This window comes from Candidatus Reidiella endopervernicosa, from assembly GCF_013343005.1.
Lineage (GTDB): Bacteria > Pseudomonadota > Gammaproteobacteria.
On the sequence record NZ_CP054491.1, the window covers coordinates 2064256 to 2081368 of the forward strand.

At 54.8% G+C, this 17113-nt stretch carries 11 protein-coding genes and 4 pseudogenes; 8 read left to right on the forward strand and 7 right to left on the reverse strand.

What is annotated here, in order from left to right:
- The first annotated feature begins 134 nt into the window (after positions 1–134).
- The 3 genes and pseudogenes from HUE57_RS20305 (at position 135) to HUE57_RS11555 (ending at position 2106) form a co-directional block, all read left to right on the forward strand.
- Positions 135–523: pseudogene (locus HUE57_RS20305) on the forward strand (chemotaxis protein CheD).
- Positions 502–1593 (forward strand): annotated as a pseudogene (locus tag HUE57_RS11550) (protein-glutamate methylesterase/protein-glutamine glutaminase). Before HUE57_RS20305 ends, HUE57_RS11550 begins: the two co-directional pseudogenes overlap by 22 nt.
- A gap of 195 nt (positions 1594–1788) precedes the next feature.
- Positions 1789–2106, forward strand: coding sequence for a hypothetical protein (locus tag HUE57_RS11555; RefSeq protein ID WP_174673221.1), 318 nt, complete (start codon positions 1789–1791; stop codon positions 2104–2106).
- A 104-nt stretch (positions 2107–2210) separates the two neighbouring features.
- Here HUE57_RS11555 and HUE57_RS20310 read toward each other — a convergent pair.
- Positions 2211–2455: pseudogene (locus HUE57_RS20310) on the reverse strand (site-specific integrase).
- Between the two features lie 1210 nt (positions 2456–3665).
- Here HUE57_RS20310 and HUE57_RS19130 point away from each other — a divergent pair.
- The 5 genes and pseudogenes from HUE57_RS19130 to HUE57_RS19135 all read left to right on the forward strand — a co-directional run bounded on the left by HUE57_RS19130 (position 3666) and on the right by HUE57_RS19135 (position 6699).
- Complete coding sequence (locus tag HUE57_RS19130; protein ID WP_236860576.1) at positions 3666–3935, forward strand: transposase; 270 nt, start codon at positions 3666–3668, stop codon at positions 3933–3935.
- Positions 3877–4383 (forward strand): transposase, encoded by a 507-nt coding sequence (locus HUE57_RS11565; RefSeq protein ID WP_236860577.1) that lies wholly within the window; start codon positions 3877–3879, stop codon positions 4381–4383. The genes HUE57_RS19130 and HUE57_RS11565 overlap by 59 nt, the downstream gene beginning before the upstream one ends.
- 129 nt (positions 4384–4512) lie before the next feature.
- Positions 4513–4917: a hypothetical protein gene (locus tag HUE57_RS11570; RefSeq protein WP_174673223.1), complete on the forward strand. Its 405-nt coding sequence runs from the start codon at positions 4513–4515 to the stop codon at positions 4915–4917.
- Between the two features lie 485 nt (positions 4918–5402).
- Positions 5403–5969, forward strand: a pseudogene (locus HUE57_RS11575) (YdeI/OmpD-associated family protein); the annotation flags it as partial.
- A gap of 265 nt (positions 5970–6234) precedes the next feature.
- Positions 6235–6699, forward strand: coding sequence for a putative signal transducing protein (locus tag HUE57_RS19135; RefSeq protein WP_236860578.1), 465 nt, complete (start codon positions 6235–6237; stop codon positions 6697–6699).
- Between the two features lie 253 nt (positions 6700–6952).
- On the opposite strand, the gene HUE57_RS19975 is transcribed toward HUE57_RS19135, so the two are convergent.
- The 6 genes from HUE57_RS19975 to HUE57_RS11605 are packed head-to-tail and all read right to left on the reverse strand — an operon-like array spanning position 6953 to position 16268.
- Positions 6953–7228, reverse strand: a complete 276-nt coding sequence (locus HUE57_RS19975; protein WP_320416236.1) for a hypothetical protein — start codon at positions 7226–7228, stop codon at positions 6953–6955.
- Entirely contained in the window at positions 7194–8396 is a 1203-nt protein-coding gene (locus tag HUE57_RS11585; protein ID WP_320416237.1) for a complex I subunit 4 family protein, read from the reverse strand. Before HUE57_RS11585 ends, HUE57_RS19975 begins: the two co-directional genes overlap by 35 nt.
- A 25-nt stretch (positions 8397–8421) precedes the next feature.
- Entirely contained in the window at positions 8422–9936 is a 1515-nt protein-coding gene (locus HUE57_RS11590) for a complex I subunit 4 family protein (RefSeq protein WP_236725771.1), read from the reverse strand.
- Between the two features lie 13 nt (positions 9937–9949).
- Positions 9950–11500, reverse strand: coding sequence for an NADH-quinone oxidoreductase subunit 5 family protein (locus HUE57_RS11595; RefSeq protein ID WP_078484868.1), 1551 nt, complete (start codon positions 11498–11500; stop codon positions 9950–9952).
- Entirely contained in the window at positions 11493–14789 is a 3297-nt protein-coding gene (locus tag HUE57_RS11600) for a DUF2309 domain-containing protein (protein WP_078484869.1), read from the reverse strand. Before HUE57_RS11600 ends, HUE57_RS11595 begins: the two co-directional genes overlap by 8 nt.
- Positions 14790–14801: 12 nt before the next feature.
- Positions 14802–16268 (reverse strand): complex I subunit 4 family protein, encoded by a 1467-nt coding sequence (locus HUE57_RS11605; protein WP_078484870.1) that lies wholly within the window; start codon positions 16266–16268, stop codon positions 14802–14804.
- Positions 16269–17113: the final 845 nt, after the last annotated feature.

The window sequence follows — 17113 nt, forward strand, 5'->3', positions numbered from 1 at the left end:
TACACGCCACGACTCACTCTATCTCACTCCTACCCGGAGAATCCTATTTTGGTTGCGATGATGAGCAGGTTGAAACCCTGCTGGGTTCCTGTGTCGCACTGGTTCTATGGAGTGAGCTTGATCAGGCGGGTGGAATGAGTCATGTCGTACTACCGGAGCGTGGCTTGCGGTCAATTCAGCATGGTAGTGGGTACTTCGCGACTGAAGCGCTCGAGTGGCAGCTTGCGCAGGCGCAGCAGATGGGATTGCAGCCATGCAGATTTGAGGCTCGAATTATTGGAGGAGGGTGCATGCTCTCCTCAGACGTTAATAACAGTTTCAATGTTGGTGCACGGAATATCATTAAAGTCAGGAGCTGCTCTCACAACACCAGATACCCATCGTTGATGAAGATGTGGGTGGTCATATCAGCCGCTACCTCTATTTCTCACTGGTTGATGGTTCACTAAGGATAAAAGGCAGACAACAGCGTGTTTGCCAGTGCGCGAGGTCTAAAGGCTTATGGGGCTTATTAAGATTTTGATCGTCGATGACTCGGCCGTTGTCCGTCAGGTGCTGCAGTCGGTTTTCGCTAGCGAACCCGATCTTGATGTTGTTGCAACTGCATCAGATCCGATCTTTGCAATGGATCGTATGAATAAAGAGTGGCCCGATGTAATCGTGCTCGATGTCGAGATGCCGCGTATGGATGGCATCACCTTTTACAAAAGATTATGGCTGAACGCCCAACCCCGGTGGTGATCTGCTCATCGCTCACCACCAAAGGTGCCGAGACCACCATGCAGGCACTCTCGGCCGGTGCCGTGGAGGTGATCACAAACCACAAATTGGATTGAAACAATTCCTGCAAGAATCATCACGCGACCTGGTCGCGGCAGTCAGGGCTGCTGCAGAGTCAAATCTGCGTGCCCTGAAAGGAAGCGACACCGCATAGAGCCAAACCGAAACATAGCGCCGATGTGATCATCTCAGCTGCGAGTAGCGCGATGGTCAAGACGACTGATCGGATTGTCGCTATCGGTACATCGACCGGTGGAACCCAGGCGCTGGAGGAGGTGTTGACCTCACTGCCGCGAGTTGCACCCGGAATCGTTGTGGTACAACACATGCCGGAGAAGTTCACCGCATCTTTCGCGGCGCGTTTGAACTCCATCAGTGAGATGTCGGTACGCGAGGCAAAACACAACGATCGAGTCATACCGGGACAGGTTCTGATCGCACCGGGTGGACGCCACATGGTCGTTAAACGGAGTGGAGCGCAGTACCACGTCGAGATCGTTGATGGACCGATGGTCAACCGACACCGCCCCTCTGTCGATGTGCTGTTCCGTTCGGTAGCCAAATGTGCCGGTAATAATGCTACCGGCATTATCATGACCGGCATGGGTGACGATGGGCCGAGGACTTCTTGAAATGCGTGATGCCGGTGCCTATACCGTCGCTCAAGATGAGGCGACCTGCATTGTCTACGGCATGCCCAAGGAGGCGGTAAAGCTCGAAGCCGCCGATCAGGTTGTACCCCTGTACGATATTGCCACGACGATCATTACTGAAAATCGTGCCGACGATAAGATGAGTCGTGCCGCACAGTAATGGTGCTAAACGATACTCAGCTGGAAATAGTTTTACCTTCGATTATATTTATCTCATGCTCGCTAAGAGGTTCTTCCTGAACGATCTGGCGATCAGCACAAATCCCGATTTAACGAATTAATAGTTCACCATTAATAGCGTTAATCGATCTCGATCCTGAAAGCGTTGCTGCAGCTCCTAGCTAAGGAGAAGGCTATGTTCATTGCACGTTGGGTTATAGATGTTCGGTTCGGCAAGAAGGATGAATTTGTCGAGAGAATGAAACAGTGGTTCGAGGAGGTCGGCGAGAAGGTTGGCCTGAATCGAGACCGATTGCGTGTCGTCAATGGGTCGATCGGGGCCAAAGAGTCACGCTTCGAGTTCGACCACGCCGTAGAGAGCCTCGAAAGCCTGCAGGCGATGTGGGATGAGATGGCCACCTACGAGGCTCACGCACAGTTCGGTGCTGACCTGGAGCCGATCATCGTTCCGGGATCAAGCCACTGGGAGATCTTCCGTGGCGTAGAGCTGTAGGTAGCTCACAGTCACATCCAGGGTCATTTGTGGTGGCAGTTGGCCGAGTGAATCGAATGGGCTACGTGTGCCATGTCCACCGCGCCCCAGCACGTGGGTGTAGATCATGGTGGTAGAGACATTGGCGTGTCCCACAGATCCTGAACACGAGCAAAGAAGAACACCACCGAATTCAGTGCCTGAGACAGTGTGGCAGTAGCGACCTTGCGTCGAATAGCGAGATGCTCTAAAAGGAGGCAGCCTCAGACTCACCAAACTGCGCAGGGAGCAGCGGAGCATGAAATCGAAGGAAACGATTGATCCAGGAGAGATAGCTCTTCTCAGTATTGGGCGGAAGTCGGGGATACATACTGCCGCCAGAAATTTTCTATAAAGCTCCGGGTGTTCCTGCCCAGCTTATTACCCGCTTCGAAGCACCCAGATCCGCCCCTCGAAACCTCGTGCAACCGTAGGGTGGTCGTCAGCGAGTACGGCAGAACCATCGCACCAACGTTCCCAATCAAATGCCTTCGCCCAGGGCAGTTTAAGCAGGTGGCTGAACAGAAGTCGTACCGCATCAACTTTCTGTCGAAAGAGCCAACCATCAAGCCGATTGTCTCGACTCAGTCTCGCAAGCCACTGATTGACCTGCTCAGCAGATTGCAGTTGAAATCGGGTAGAGCGGAGATCGCTAATAAAGCCCTCAATATGCCGTCGATACCATGGAAGAGTCTTCTCCGAGATACGGAAGGATTTGAGCAGATTCAGATAGTTAACCAAAATCGCTTAATCGATTCATCTTTGGCCAGATCCGTCGGTTCCATAACAAACTGCTCCATAGTCAGAATTGTTCATATGAGAACGTTTGTAGAACTATTGGCGGCATAATGCAATTATACGAGCCGGCCACATAACGCATTATATGTGCCGTCCACATAATCAACTGTTATGTTTAAAAAATAGAGCAAAGGAAAATAGTCATGCCTTCACAAAATACAATTTGCCTTAGGCAGCCTTAAAACAGCACTGATGTTGGCTAATTTCTAAATAAAGAAGCAGATAGCGCTCTTCATAAAGCAAGTAAAAATTAAAGAAAAATTGATAGATGCTTAGTCATGAACAGGTAACAGTTAGAGACTAGGACCAGCCTACAATAAACCAAAGAAATAGAAAATTAAAAGAAAACTTAATAACACAAAAGACAATTGGTTCATGGATCAGGTACTACATTGGTGAGAATGACGAACCTAACATTCATATTTATCCAACCTGCTATGCAACGCAAAATTATATTCCATTAACAGCATGTCAATAAACCACTCATAAATGCGGCAAGTGCGGAAATCAATGAAAGCCGCCGTTCACCATTAAGTGCGAAATATTAAAACAAATAGGAGTCTGCTGAAGAAGTCAATAGGTTCAAGATTGAAACTTACGAATAAACAGGGTAAAAGTCAGTACAACGCACACCGCGGTTGCCCTTAACTCAGTGAAATAGGTGCCAGAGAGAAATTGTTTCTAATATAGCTCGTTACTAATATTTTAAAGGTTATTTAAGACTGCTCACATGGTGGTGAAAAGTGCCACGTAAACCTCGCTTCAATCTTGTTGGTGTTCCTCAGCATGTTATTCAGAGGGGTAATAATAAAGAGCCCTGTTTCTATGCTGAGGCGGATTATAGACGTTACCTCGATGATCTTCATACGTCGGCTATCAAATATGATTGTCGTATCCATGCCTATGTGTTGATGACAAATCATGTCCATCTGTTGGTGACACCTATGGTGGATCATGGCCTATCATCAGATGATGCAGGCATTAGGGCGTCGGTATGTCTACTACATCAATAAAACCTACAATCGTACCGGCACCCTGTGGGAGGGGCGTTATAGGTCCAGCCTGATTGATAGTGATCACTATCTTCTTACATGCATGCGCTATATCGAGCTCAATCCTGTGCGGGCAGAGATGGTTGATCATCCGGGAGAATACAAATGGTCAAGCTTCCATGCTAATGGGCAGGGTAGAGAGGATGCACTGATATCAGATCATCCATTGTACGCTGAGCTAAGTAGTGATCAGCAGCAGCGTAAGGCAGCGTATCGTGAGCTATTTCGACATTATATTAACAATGAAGCACTTCATGAGATACGAGAATCACTTAACCACGAGCTGGTGCTGGGACGATCATATTTCAAAGACAGGGTTGAGGAGATTACCAAAAGGCAGACGAGATTGGGGAAACCAGGAAGGCCGAGAGTTGAAGAGGAGCAAGGGATGTACTGGGTTGGGTATTAGCATATTATAGGAAATTGCTCTCTGACCCGGTTTGTTACATAACAAGTGGGTTAAGTTCGTTTACTACCGTTCACTGGGACGCTACGCTTCGGCGTGCGCCCCTTACCCAAGGCGTTAGCTGTATAAAAAATGGAAGAAGAAGCTCTACCGAAAGAACTAATATCCAAAGCATCTATCAGCCCTGGTGGTGAACATGCTTGGAAAATGGAAGACATACCAAAAGTTATTGAGGCTGCTAGAGTTGCGGGTTTAGCGAACCTAGGTGGTCAACCACAATTTCAAGGCCCAATTGGTACAGCTGAACCTTATTGGCTTAACTTCGAGCCGATTAACAGAAAAACTGAAGAAAATTGGAAGCAATATGTTGAGCGTACAGCTACAGAAACCTTGAGTGCATTTGATGCTCTGTGCAATAAAACTGACTTCGAGCAAGAGGGTGTTAATAACTGGAAGCATATTAAGGAAGAAAAAGATAAAGGCTTAAATATCAATGAATATTTATGGTTTGTACTGTATTTTGACAGCAACAGCTAACAAGGTGCTCAAGTTCGTGCAAAAACGCATAGGACTCGGCTAAAAGCACCGAGCCTCTTAGCTAGAACGTTAGGCGAAAAAGAAAATGATTCTGGAAATAGTTGTCATGATAGTCATATTTCTGGTGAACCTAAATTGGTATCTCATCAAACGTGACATCAAGGATATGGGAGCTCCAGTCAGCTGGTTCTACAACCACGTGCAAGACTTTTTGAGTTTGAATGACCTCGCTATATCAGGTGATGCCGCTACTGCACAAAGGGCTATAACTCTAAGGTTTAGGCTGTATCTAGGAGTTATGGTATTTGTACTGGCAATGGCTGTTCTGTTTTACATGGTGGGTCCTAAATTTACGCAGCGGCTTGTGGATAGCACCCATTCGCATAACCAGGCAATTATAGTGCTCGCAAGACTCGCTGGGACCTCCGCAAGCTGCGCTTGCTTCGGCCCCTATCGCAACGTTATGTTTAAGAGAATCTAATTTCATGCCTGAACCCGATCCAGCGAGAATCATGACATTTGCAACACCGAAAGATCTTGGGCGGTGGCTTGAGATGAATCACGCTACCGAAAGTGAGCTTTGGGTAAAGATATTCAAGAAAAAGACTGGTATTCCGAGCGTGACCTGGGACGATGTTGTGGTTGAATCACTGTGCTGGGGCTGGATCGACGGCATCAAGAAGTCAATTGATGAGCAAGCTTATTTACAGCGAATTACTCCTCGGAAAGTGCGAAGCAGCTGGTCAAAAGAAACAGAGAGCATGCAGAGCGCTTAATAAGCAAGGGTGGAATGACAGAGCATGGGCTAGTGCATGTTCGTGCTGCAAAAGCGGACGGCCGGTGGGAAAATGCCTATGTGGTGAGTGAAGTGGAAGTGCCCGCCGATTTCCTAGCAGCGCTGAAGAGCAAGCCGAAGGCGAAACAGTTTTGAAACTCTCAATAAATCGAGTCGTTATATCATTGCGTATGGGCTGATAAGTGCAAAGAAGCCTGAAACTAGGCATAAGCGCTTTGAAAAGTTTATGAACATGCTTGTACGCGAAGAAAATCCGGGCAGTGGAGTCAAAAAGCATAACAATAAGCTCAAGCCGACCCAACTCCGCGGTGTCTTTTGCATGCTAAAAAGCATAGCATGCAAAAGCCCCACTGCGTCGGATGGCTTAGCTAGGCGTTAGGTTGTAGGAGAGAACGAATGGATCCGTTTATGTTTGCTGTGCTCCTGTTAGTTCTCGGATTTATTGCGGTTGTGCTACATACAATATTGCGATGGCAGGGGTGTGGCGAGTTGCAGCATCTCTACCCTTAGTGGTGCTAGGTGTGGCTATTCTGAATATCTTGCTTTATCCGACATCTCATAACTTGTTGCCTTTTGAACTCATTGTTTGGGTTTTGTTCGGAAGCATCGTTCTCGGTATCGTTTCTGCGGTTAGGTTATACGTTCAGAAAAAGCAAAAGATGAAGGTATTCATGGAAAATTGCGCTGAGCAACCTAACAAGGCGCTCGTGTCCGATTTATCGGGGAAGATCAACGCTGCGCCGCGTTGCGGCTCGCGCCCACAGCTAGGCGTTATATCTAATAGAATGAAAATCGTTTATCGGGCCAGAGATATTACAGAAGCTGAAATCGTCAAAGGGATGTTGCTGTCAAATGAGATTGAGGCACATGTGAGCGGGTATTTTCTACAGGGTGGTATTGGAGAAATTGCCCCGACAGATCTGGCTAAAGTTCATGATGGCAGACGAAGATTACGAAAGGGCGAGAGAAATAATAGGCGAATATGAGGGAAAGGGATCGGAGCCATCCAAAGCAAATAGTAGTGTGGATGCCTCTCCAGAGTCTTCCACAGTACACAAATTCTTAATTACTTTAATCGTCGTTATCGTCGTCTCACTATTGAGCTATTGGGTTGGACTATAAATAGTTCGCTAACAAACGCTGTGTTGGCACTGTTTTATGGCTAGGCCGCTGATGCGAGGCGTTAGCTACCTGCTTGTAAAGTAACGCCACTCACCCATGCCTCACTCGCGCTCCGCGTCAGATCGTAAACTCCATTCGGATAGAGTCCCGCTCAATAATCAATAGTGCCATCACCATCATGATGGTCAGTTCACGCCGTTTCAGGTCGAGGCTGTCGGCGACAACGGTGCTCTGTACCGGGCCGAGGAAGGCCTGGCGGTAGATGGTGAGGAAGTAACCTGCGCCGAGGATTAGACCGAAGAGTGCCGCAAGTCCGGTACCGGTGTGGGCTTCGAGTACGCTGATCAGAATAGCGTGTTCAGCAGCAAAGCCGTTGGTGCCGGGTACGCCCATGCCTGCAATGCCAAGAGAGGAAGTAGAAGGCGGCGAGCAACGGCATGCTCTTGGCGACACCGCCAAGGCTGGCGTAGTCGGTTGAGCCGATGCGTTGATGCAGATAACCGGTGAGCAGGAAGATGCCACCCGCCACAACGACGAAGTTGAGTAGCTGGAACAGCGCGCCCTGCAGACCAATGATCTCAAGTGAGGCGATACCGAGTACAACTAGACCTGCGTGACTGATGCTGGAGAAGGCGAGCATGCGTCGTAGGTTGCTCTGCGCCAGCGCCAGGATCGCACCGTAGATCACCCCAGAGATTCCCAGTCCGGCCAGCAGCCAGTGGAACTCGTGCGCGGCCTCGGGTGCGAGTGGAATGGTGAAACGGATCAGACCGTATAGCCCCAGTTTCAGGCCCACCATGATGGCGGTGATTGCGGCCGGACCCTCCATCGCTACCGTCGGTAACCAGGAGTGGAACGGCACCACACCCGCCTTGGCAGCAAAGCCAACCAGCAGCAGGAAGAAGACGGCAGTCTGAAGCTCAGCCGGGAGCGGTGTGGAAAGCAGCGTTTGGTAATCAAAGACCAATCCGCTAGCCCCCGTGTGATTGAAGGCGAGTACCAGGAAACCGAAGAGCATCGGCACACCGGTGGCCATCATAAAGAGGGTGTATTTCACCGCCGCGTAGCGACGGTTGGGCCCGACACCCCAGAGGCTGATCAGGAAGTAGGTCGGAATCAGCGTCAGTTCCCAGAAGAGGAAGAAGAGCATGGTGTCGAGGGCACAGAAGATGCCGATGACCGAACTCTCCAGCACCATCAGCAGCATGAAATAGAGACGCGGCAGGGTTCGGGTTGTGTTCCAGGAGGCGAGGATTACGCCAATGAAGAGCAATACCGTCAGCGGCAGAAAGAGAATCGAGATGCCATCAACGCCGATCAGGTAGTCGACATTGAGCGTCGGAATCCAGCTGTGGCGCTCGACCAGCTGAAAGCCGCTGTTGGCTGGATTGAACTGCGCCACGGCGATGAGCGAGAGCACCAGATCAAACAGTGCGGCAGTCAGCGCGATCCAGCGCGCACGTAGCGGGTCGGGGGTCAGCCAGATCAGTAGCGCTGCAACCGGCAGCGAGACGATCATCAGACTCAGAATGGGGAAGTCGTTGGTAACTGTATCAAGCATCGGTAGAGATTCCTGTAACGACCATTCAGTGAGCGGTGGCGCCGTAGAGTGTGTTGAGGCCATCGAATGAGTGTTCGATCAGCTGCAGCCACGGATCGGAGTGGAAGCCGGAGGTGAGCAGCACGGTGATGATGGTGCTGGCCAGGATCAGCTCCAGTGTTGAAGCGGGTGCGATCTCGCGTGTCATGCTCTCGGGCTTGGGCGCGAGGAAGGCGCGCTGGAATGACCAGAGCAGGAAGCCTGCGGCCACCACGTTACCGACCGCCGCTGCCACGGTGACAAGAGCGCCGAACTCTCCGATTGCCGCCTCCAGCATCAGATGCGCCGCATCGAAGCCGGGGGTGCCGGGCATGCCGACGATCGAGAGACCGGCTATCAAAAACGCGATGGCGATAAAGGGCAGGTGGTCGAAGAGACCGCCGAGACGGTCGAGCTGCATGGTGCGGGTACGCCAGAAGACGATACCGGTCATCATAATCAGGCCGGCACTGGCGAGACCGAAGTTGGCCGAGAGCATGGTGCTGCCCTGAAAGGCGGTGTGGTTGAGGCTGAAGAGCCCGATCACCAGCACGCTGGTGTGGCTGACCACGGCAAAGGCGAGCAGGCGACGCAGGTTGGTCTGCATCAGCGCCAGGGTGGCGGCGTAGAAGATACCGGCCACGGCGAAGGCGACGATGAAAGGCTGCCAGTAGAGCACCTCATCGGGCAGCAGCGGGAAGACAAAGCGCAGCATGCCGTATACACCGATCTTGAGCCCCAGCAGGAATACCGGCGCGACCGCCACGGTGCCGTGCTCAGCCGCCACCGGCAACCAACCGTGCAGCGGGAAGAGTGGGGTACGAATGGCCAGACCGTAGAAGAGCAGGAAGAAGAGCACCGACTGGATCGAGGCGGCGATCGGCACCTCAAGCAGGCGCGGCAGATCGAAGCTCCAGACGCCGGTGACATCGACGTAGTTCCAGCCGAGCATCAGTACACCCGCCAGCAACAGTGTGGCGCTGGTGCCCATAAACTGCAGGTAGCGCGCCAGCGCGATATTGCGCTCCAGTGAGGTGGCCCAGCGCCACAGCAGGTAACCGACAATCGCTAGCTCGAAAATCGAGACCAGTACAAACCAGAGCATGTCGGTGGTCATGAACATCGCCATCAAGGTCGATTCGGCTCCGAGTGCTGCAGCGAGAAAACGTGAGGTCTGTTCAATCGGAATCACGCGACCGTAGACCACCACCATCAGACTCAGCAGTGCGGTCAGCAGAATAAACAGCACGCTGATGCCATCAACCGCCACGTGGTAGAGCAGTGGTCCAAACAGCGGCAGCTGCTCGGCAAACTGCATGTTGGAGGTGGTGTGGTCGAACTTCATAAACAGGAGGATTGCCAGGAGCAGTTCGGCGCCGGTGACGAGATAGGCGATCGTGAAGCGGTGACGACCTTCGCGCAATATCAGCAGGGCGGCGGCTGCAATGAGCGGCAGCAGCTGCATCACGGCCAGTAGTGGGAAGTCGAGGCTGGTGCTCCAGTGTTGTTCGGTGATGATCACTTCGGCAGATTCCTCAAATAATCACGATGAAGGTGATGGCGATAAGCAGAATGAGATAACGCGGCTGACTCAGCAGCATCTCGATCTGGGTCAGGTAGGCACCGATATGGCGAATCAGTTTCAGCAGTCCCTCACCGCCGCTCTTCAGTACCAGATGCTCCTCGAACCAGTGCAGACCAGAGGCGATCCACTCCATTATCTTGCCGAAGACACCGCTGCCACGACCGATCTCACCCTCGACCAGTACTCCCTTACGGTTCTCCCACTCGGCCAGTGAGGAGAGGGCGTTAGCGGAGCCGGGCAGACCGGCGAGCTGGTTGACCACCTTCTCATCGAAGCGCTGTGCATCACGGGCCAGTCCCTGGGTCGGGCGTACAAACAGCGCGTCGGCGAGATTGTCGAGCCAGAAGCGCTGCAGGCAGGCGGTGTAGAAGGCGCGGCGTTTGGCGAGCCACGCCGGTACCGGACGGGTGGGGCGTACCATGTCGTGCATCATCGATGGCGCGGTGAGGAACTGCCAGGCGCGCCACACGGCGTGCAGCACCATGTAGATGACAGCTACTTCAAACAGGCCGAGGCCGCAGAGCAGGAACATCAGTCCGACATGGGTGGTCACGGAGAAGATCAAAACGCTCTTTACGTCGGTCTGCACCAGTGAACCAAAGTAGCCGTAGAGCATGGTGAGCAGGCCGAAGATGATCAGTGCCGCCATCGCCATCGGTGACTGCTCGAACAGCGGTTGTAGACGAACGACCAGGTAGACACCGGCATGCACCATCAGTGCACCGTAGAAGATTGCACTCGAAGGGGTCGGTCCCTCCAGGGCGCGAGCGATCCAGGGCGAGAAGGGGACCTGCGCCGATTTTGCCAGCGCGGCGAGCAGGAAACCGCCCGCGATCAGACCGGCACCGATACCGTCGGGATCGTGCGCCTCGCTGGTGATTAATGGCCATTCGATACCGCCGAGATAGGAGAAGCTGAGGAAGATCGCCATGATGAAACCGGCATCGCCGATACGGTTGGTGACAAAGGCGCGGGTGGCGTTCTGTGTCGCAGTCGGTCGGTCGAAGGCGTAGCCGATCAACAGGTAGGAGCTGACGCCCGCCAGCTCCCAGCCGATAAAGGCAAAGACCGCGTTGCCTGCAGTGACGATCAGCAGCATCGCACCGCTGAAGAGCGACATGATCATGAAGAAACGCTGGAAGCCCGCCTCACGGTGCATGTAATTGACCGAGAAGCGCATCATCAGCAGTGAGATCAGCGCCACCAGTGTTGCCATCGCCAGACTCAGGTTATCGAGGGTGAAGCTGAGCAGCACCTGATAGCTGCCGGTGGTGAGCCAGGGGGCGAGGGCGATCTGCCCCGGTGCGTTGCCGGCCATGATTGCGCTGGCATCGAGTACCAGCATCAAGATCAGTGAGATGGCGGTGGCGCTGATGGCGATCTGTGCGGTCGGCTGTTCGCCGATCTCGCCGCGGTTGAAACCGGCCAGATAGCCAATGCCGATCCAGAGGGCGGCGAATATCGGCAGGGCCGGGACGAGCCAGATGAGGGTGTTAAGCATTTGCCACCTCCTGCTGTTCGATCAGCGCCGGGGTGAGCGGCTCGCTGTGACCGTTGTACCAGTCGGGTGAGCGTTTCACCGTGGTCAGGGGCGGCTGATCACCCTCCCATTCAATCCAGCCTTGACTCGGATCGAAGCTGTGGATGGTGCCGCTGTCGGGGTCTTTGGCGGCGAGCAGCAGCCAACCGTTGCCGACAAGCTCCTGAATCGGTGGCTGACGTTTGTAGATCTCGGTCAGCATCTCGGTTGTCGCCTCACAGATCACCAGTAGGCGCATCGCCTCGTGGATCTCGATCATCTGTCGCGGCAGGCCGGTACGCAGATCGCCACTGGTGCCGTCCATCACGCCCAGCAGGCCGGAGACGTTGTGGGTCACCTTGGAACCGGAGCCGTACTCCTCGTTATTCACCGTGGAGAAGTAGTACTCAAGGCTGATACCGGCACCGACTGGGCCGTTGGCCAGCAGCAGTCGCTCCAGCACCGCGCCCGACTCGTCGGTGGTTGGGTCGTAGGAGATGAGGAAGATGCGGCGATCGAAGAAGGCACCCTGGGTCACCGAGCGACGACCGATCAGCGCTGAGGCGTTGGTGGCGTGGCCCAGCTCGGGGCGTGCCTGACTGAAATCGGTAGCGCGACCGGCGATGTGGCGATACGCCTGCTTCAGACTCGGATTGTCGGGTGCGGAGGCGAGACGGCGGCAGCGTTCGTGGGCCGACTTCTCGGAGGCCTCCAGCAACTGTGCCTGCAGGGTGGTGAACTTTTTCTGCAGCGCTTCGGGAATGATATCGGCGTCGTACCAGATGATCTCCTCGTTGCAGGTGTTGTGCTCGGCCCCGATGAACCAGGTGTCATCAGGAATCGTAATACCACGTTCGACGAGCAGTGCACGCACCTCGGGGCGGTTGATCATCGCTGCCAGGATGCGGGCGTTGGGGCCACTGTGGCGACCGCTGCAGGCACCGCAGTCGTAGGCGGCCAGATGTGGATTGTTCTGGCTGATCGAGCCGTGACCCATGATCACCGGCAGCGGTGAGTGGTCACTCAGCAGTCCGATGTTCTTCAGGAACGCCTCGGCACGATCGGCCTGCTCGCTATCGGTAAAGCCCTGCTGCGGTGCCTCGGGGGTGGCGTCGCTCTTCGCTTCGGTAGCAGTGAACTGGATACGGGTGTCGATACGCTCCTGCTCGAAACTCTGGCGGCTCTTCTCCACTGCTCGGCCGAAGCCGAACGGGGCGATGCTCTTGCCGATCAGTGTCAGTAGTGCAGCCGGTGCCGCAGCGGTGATCAATAGTGCCGAACTGAAGATGTTGCGCTGGGTCGACTGGGCCAGTAGCGACTTGATCTTTAGTCTCAGTGAACGGCGCTGGCTATGGCTCTCGGCGAGCGGCTGATGCTCCGGTTTGGCAACCTCACGCACGTCGTGTGTCGGCACCGCGACCACCGGGCAGAGCACGCTCGGCTTCTCATCGTCGAGACCGTGCCAGAAGTTGAAGACGTTGAAGTGGGCCGCGGCGCCCATCGTCTCGACACTGGGGGCGAGCTCTTCAATATGGCGGCGGATTCCCTCTTCACGATCATCCATACAGAAGATGACCTGCGCCGAGGGGCGCTGTTCGCGGACTGCCCTACGGCCGCGGCCGTGGTTGGCGGCTATGGCGTTGAAGACCTGCTCGCGGTAGTGGCGTTCATAGGCGCGCAGCCAGATAAAGCCGGCGCGGTTGTCGCTGAGCTCATCGAGCAGATCGAACATCGCATCGAGCTGTGCGGTGTTGAGGGTGCGTATCTCATCACCGCAGAGGCCGAGGTGCTGAGCGATGCGGAACAGCTGCCAGGCATGGTGCTGCACGGTGTAGCTATCGGGTCGGTCGGCGGCAGGACTCTGCTGCCAGGTCCAGATCATATCGGCAAGCTGCTGCCACGGTGCGTAGTTCTCCGTCTCGGAGTGGGCACGTTCGATCTGGCGCTGTGCCTGTGTGATCAGGTATTCCGGCAGGTGGCTGTTGAACAGCGCGTAACGAATCAGGAACTCGGAGCTGCGGCGCTGGAAGTACCAGCGCAGCACATCGAAGCTTGCCTCGAGCTGCCACTGCTTGCGGCAGATGCGCTGGGCAAAGAGGCGCTCAAGGATCAGCCGTACCGCGAGGTAGTCGATCATCTCGACCTTGGTATCGAGACCCTCGTAACCGGGATTGAGATGACGCCAGAGGAACATGCCCGACCAGCCAGGAATCTCCAGCGAGAGCAGCTCCAGATAGCGTTCCCACTTCGACGCCTCAAGACCGAGACGGCGTAGCTCGATGATGATCGTCTCGAGTGGATCTTCGGGCAGAAAATCGAGCTCGTCACGCCATTCGGGTAGATCATCAAAGAGCCAGCCGAGATCGTTGGCGGCGCTGTTGCGCCAGGCGGCGTAGAAGCCCTCACTGCGATCGATATTGTGCCAGGCGGCCATGCCCTGATCGAGATAGGCGGCAAGGTAGCGCACCAGTGTCGGTCGCAGTTCGTCGAGCAGATCGATACCGGTGACCGCCTTCAGCACACCGCGCAGGGTCAGGTCGGAACCGGCCCGTTCGAGCAGTTCGCTTAGCAGCTCCTTGGAATGTTGCTGGGCGCGGTGGTGATGGGAGTGTTCTTCACCCGACTCCTCGCCGCTGAGCGAGGTCAGGATGCGTTCGGCATCCTCGGGTGAGAGGTCGATCAGCTCCTCGGGGTGGAGAATGTAGTACTCCAGACCCAGCCCCTCAAGGCAGGCGCCCCAGAGATCGTTGATCGCATCGGCCTCGCCGTTGAATCCCTTCTCGGCGGCGGCCTTGAGCAGTCGCTGACGACGCTTGTCACTGACGTCATCCTGGAAGCTGTGCAGTGCATCCTGCTCCTCAATCTTCCAGTTGAGCTGGCAGCCGGTGAGGCGGTTGAGCGGGTTAACCAGTGCAGCGATGGTGATCTCGCCGCGACTCACGGGACCCGAGGTGCTCTGGAACAGCACCTCGTCGGCATTCAGCTCAGGACTCTCGTTGAGAATCTGCTGCAGGTCGGTGCGGTTGATGCGTCCCTGTTTGTAGAATTTACGGAACTGCTCGATCGGCAGGTAACCGTGTACACCGCTGTTCTCTTCCACCGCCGCCAGTGCGTCGGGAAAGGGGAGCTTCTCGTAGCCGTGCAGGGTGTTGTGGTGGACAAAGTCCTTGATCGGTGCCTGACCGGGAAGCACATGTTCAAAGTGCTCGATGGCGTGGTTAAGGCGTTCGCGAATCTCTTCGATGGTAGCGGAATGGCTGGCGTTGGACACGGCTACGGCTCCTTATAGTGTGCCCGCAAACGCGGCGCTCATCTGTTCAACCGAGCTGGAGACCAGCTCCAGTGCCGGGGTCGGGTAGAAACCGATTAGCACGATGGCTGCGGTGAGCACCCCGGCGGCGACCATCTCGGTGCGGCGCAGATCCTCTATCGCGGCCATCTCCTTACGGACCGGGCCGGTGAAGAGGCGGCCGACGGTGCGAATCGCATAGGCGGCGCTGATCAGCACGCCGAGGCTCAGCAGTACGACCACCCAGCCCCAGCGTTCGAAACCGCCAATCAGGGCGTGCAGCTCGGCGATGAAGCCGACCGTGCCGGGCATGCCGACGGCGGCGACAAAGGCGAGCACGGTGAAGAAAGCGAAGCGCGGCGTGGTGCGAACCAGCGAGCTGTAGTGGGTGACATCGCGGGTCTGGGTGCGCTCATAGAGCAGACCGATGAGCAGGAATAGCGCACCGGCAACCAGGCCGTGGGCGAACATCTGCATTACCGCGCCGGTCAGTCCGGCGACATTCATGGTGGCGATGCCGAGCAGTACCACACCCATGTGGCTGATCGAGGAGTAGGCGATCATCCGTTTCAGGTCACGCTGACGCCAGGCGAGCAGGCCACCGTAAACAAGACTGAACAGCGCCAGTGCGGCGAGAAACCCCTGCAGCGCGAGCACTGCGGCGGGCAGCATGTCGGCGGCGCGGATCAGGCCGTAGGAGCCCATCTTGAGCAGGATGCCGGAGAGCAGGATCGAGACCGGACTGGGCGCCTCGACATGCGCCAGCGGTAGCCAGCCGTGGATCGGGAAGATCGGCATCTTCACGCCGAAGCCGATCAGGAAGCCGAGGAAGATCAGAATCTGGGTCTGCTCCGGCAGGGCGCGGGCACCGGCGAGCATGGTGTCCATGGCAAAAGAGTGGCCAGGCAGGGCATCAAAGAGGATCAGTACGCTCAGTAGCAGGAAGACCGAGCCGCCCATGGTGTAGAGCACGAAGTTGAGCGAGGCGGTGTGACGCTGCTTGCCACCCCAGCGGTCGATAAGGAAGAAGAGCGGGATCAGCGTCAGCTCCCAGAAGACGTAGAAGAGCGACCAGTCCTGCGCCATGAAGACGCCGAGCATCGCTGATTCGAGCAGCAACATTAATAGGTAGTAGCCCTTAACCCGCTCCTTGATGCTGGCCGAGGCCATGATTGCGATCAGACTGAGCAGGGTGGCGAGCAGGATCATCGGCAGCGAGAAGCCGTCGATACCGAGTGAGAAAGAGGTGCCGAGACGTGGATTCCAGGGAACATTGACGCTGAACTGTATGGCGGCGCTAGCGGTATCGAAGGAGAGCAGCAAACCCCAGCCGAGCAGCAGCGTGGCACCCGATGCGGCGAGTGCGGTGTTGCGAATCAGTTGGCGATTGTCGTTCGGCAGAACAGCGATCAGCGCCGCGCCGATAATGGGGAGGAACAGCAGCAGAGTGAGGTTGTGCATTCCCGATCCAGTCTTAAGTCAGAAGGTGTTAGATGTTGTCGGGAACAGTAGATAATCCGTGTTCCCAGGCCATTTTACTTATTAATAAGGCGGCAAAAACTACCACGAAGGGGCTCGAATGTCATTTTTCTGACTGTTTTGCCTGTTTTTATATTTGTCATCTTCGAACGGCTGGGGGGCTGTTTGACCATGTTCTCCCAAAGAGGAGCGTATTAAGGGAAGAACATTCGACTCAGTGGCTGCCGGCTGCTCACAAGCTTTGGGCCACTGAAGAACGTGCGGACTGATTACTAAATAGCTTGTGTTTGGGATAGGGGGAAATAGCCTTCATCTTCCCTCTGTCCGGGTGAAATTACCCAAGTCATAGTACTGGCAAGTGGTGCAGATGGTGGGCTGACTTATTTATTAACTACGGTGCCTGATATTGACTGAATGCAGGTTTACGAATGTCATGATTGTCAGGTAGTATCCGGGCCAAGGGATTATAAGTGAGCATGGAAGTCGATCTAACTTCTCAGCCCCCCCCCCCACACACACACACTAATAACGAAAAAAAACGTGAATATCCGGTCGGATGCCGGGTTTGAGAAGAGACCCTATGAGTTCTGTTATTAAGTCAGCAACCCTTGTTGCTGAATGTGCTAAGCACCTTCCATCTGCGCTTCGAATAATGCTCTTTATGTCCTGGGTATTATGCGAGCGTCACTTCTTTCGTTATTCGAATCCACATTTAATTCTAAGGCGATGAGTATCGCTAGTAGAGCGAACATAACTTCATATTCATTACGATTGTGTTGAAGGTGTTGGCAGCAAGTTATCGATTAATAAAAACAAATCTCACGGCT